Consider the following 2,129-nt stretch of genomic DNA (forward strand, 5'->3'; position numbering starts at 1 on the left):
GCAGCTCGCACCAACACCCCGCCCGGCGTGTTACTGACCCACGCTCCTAGCTGGATAACGGGTATCCGCTGCCACGACACTGCCGGAAGAAAGTGACCGCACCATGCCTACCAACCCGAATCCGCTGTTTCCAGGTCGGCTGACCGTCTGCGTCGGCGCATTGGTGCTGGCCGCGTTCAGCCTTGCCGCATGCGGCGACAACGCCTCGAAGGACAAGCCGACGACATCGGTCACCACCACGACGACGACGTCGTCGACGACACCGACCAGCGAAACATCCACGGCCACAGTCACTCCGACATCGGCCGCGCCGACGGTGGACTCATCGGCGCCGGCCACCGAATCGCCTGCACCGCAGGCGCCCGCGCCTGAGCCGGGCGGACCCATGGTCCCGGCGCCGCCGGCGATTCCCGCGCCGCCCGCCATCCCATCGCCGCCCGCTATTCCGGCGATCCCGGCCATTCCGTCACCGCCGCCGATCCCCATGCCGTGATGTCGGAGGGGTCCCGAGTCAGGGAATCCGGACGATCTCGAGTGGGACTGAACGCGTCAGCGTGAAACCCATTGCCGTGTAGAGCTTTTGAGCTGGGTTGTCATCGGACGTATGGAGGAACGGCGTTTCGCCGCGGTCGCGGATGCCCTGTGCGACCGCGCGGATCAAGCGGGATGCCAGCCCCTGTCCACGAGCTTCGGGGGCGGTGCATACTGCGCTGATTTCGGTATATCCGGTCGGCCGCATCCGCTCGCCGGCCATTGCAATGAGCGCACCGTTGGCGTCACGGATACCTAGGTAGGTGCCAAGTTCGATGGTTCGAGGCAGGAACGGTCCCGGTTTGGTCCGTTCCACGAGAGCGGTCATCTCTGGTACGTCGGCCGCGGTGAGTGGTACCGCAGCCGGTTCGGGAGCGGTTTCGACAGCGCTGCCCTCATATTGGACCAAGCCGAACGTCTGGACGACGGACCAGTCCGCGGGCAGTGACGTGGCGCGGTCGCGAAGTACCGCGATCCGGTTATGACCGGCCAGGCGGGCCACGTGATCGTAGTCCTCGTAGGTCAATTCACGGGGGTGGCCATAGAACACCGAGACGTCCGGGTGATACCGCCGAATCCGTCCGCTGACCTCACGGAACCGGATGTGCGGGCCGTCGAGCGCGGCGTTGACGGGGTCGGCGAGTACATCGGTCACGCCTCGATCATCCCAGACCACGAGAGGGCGTCAGGTCGCCGATAGCAGGGTCGCCGGGATCGCGTCGCATTCATGAACGTTGAAACCAGTTGCACCCCATCATTATTCGTCACAGTGACGAATAATGATGGGGTGGTGGGGGAATCGGGGGATAGAGCGTGCCGGCAATTCAGACCCGCCGGCCATCCAATTTCCAGCCACAGTTGGGTTTTCTCACCGCTGCGTGCCCGAGGTCAGCGCCGCGGCGGTCCGAACAGTGTTCCATCTGCAGCACTATTGGCCGCGCCGATTTGTCGGGCGAGGAGTTCTCCAGCGACATCGCCGAAGAACCGAAGTGCGCCAAGACGGTCGTTGCCCGGATGGCGGGCGTGTTGATAGTGAGTGGATACCACGCCGATGAATACGCCGGTGGCACTGAACAGGGGCGTGGACTGCACCGCCCGAAAGTGTGCGGCCTCGGCGATATCGCGGTGTGCAGCGAACGTGGGATCGGTGCGGGTGTCGGTGACGGTAACCTGCTGCCGGGTGGATGCGGCTCTGCCACAGGCCGACGCGGTGTCCTCTACGACAGCGAAGTAGTCAAGGAATTCGTTGTCGAAACCTGACTGCCGGACGATATGCAACGCGCCGGTGTCGGGCTGCGCCAGTTGGATATTGCCAAAGGTTGCGTCTGTCAAGCGAATCGCCGTGTTGAGTACCCGGACCAGCAGACTGTCCAACTCGATGGGGTTGTCGATCAGCGCCATGGCGGCGTAGCGCGCTTGGCGCATCGTCGCTGAGTGGTCGCTGACCGATCGCGGGGCGCTTGCGATGCGCCGTGCCGCGGCGGCGTGAGCTGATGGTTCGGGTGAGGGCGGGTCCCGGCGCGCGTAGGCGCCGACGACCGCGTCGAGGGGGACTTGACCCCGTGTGTTGGACACGCTGAATCCCGCAAGGTTGGCGG

The 2,129-nt window shown here is 65.0% G+C and carries 3 protein-coding genes; all 3 read right to left on the bottom strand.

The window, feature by feature from the left end; translation table 11 throughout:
* Positions 1-30: 30 nt before the first annotated feature.
* Positions 31-486, bottom strand: coding sequence for a hypothetical protein (locus EB75_RS26840; protein ID WP_073698269.1), 456 nt, complete (start codon positions 484-486; stop codon positions 31-33).
* A 25-nt stretch (positions 487-511) separates the two neighbouring features.
* On the bottom strand, positions 512-1,186 hold the full coding sequence (locus EB75_RS26845; protein ID WP_073698271.1) for a GNAT family N-acetyltransferase: 675 nt from the start codon (positions 1,184-1,186) through the stop codon (positions 512-514).
* 233 nt (positions 1,187-1,419) lie between these two features.
* The coding region (locus EB75_RS26850; RefSeq protein WP_217267732.1) for a GAF domain-containing protein at positions 1,420-2,129 on the bottom strand (710 nt) is incomplete at its 5' end.

Source organism: Mycobacterium sp. ST-F2 (assembly GCF_001905655.1).
Lineage (GTDB): Bacteria > Actinomycetota > Actinomycetes > Mycobacteriales > Mycobacteriaceae > Mycobacterium.

What these genes read in the sequence shown, in the direction of transcription:
- EB75_RS26840 (WP_073698269.1), bottom strand. Translation starts at nt 486, where the DNA reads ATGGGGATCGGCGGCGGTGACGGAATGGCCGGGATCGCCGGAATAGCG.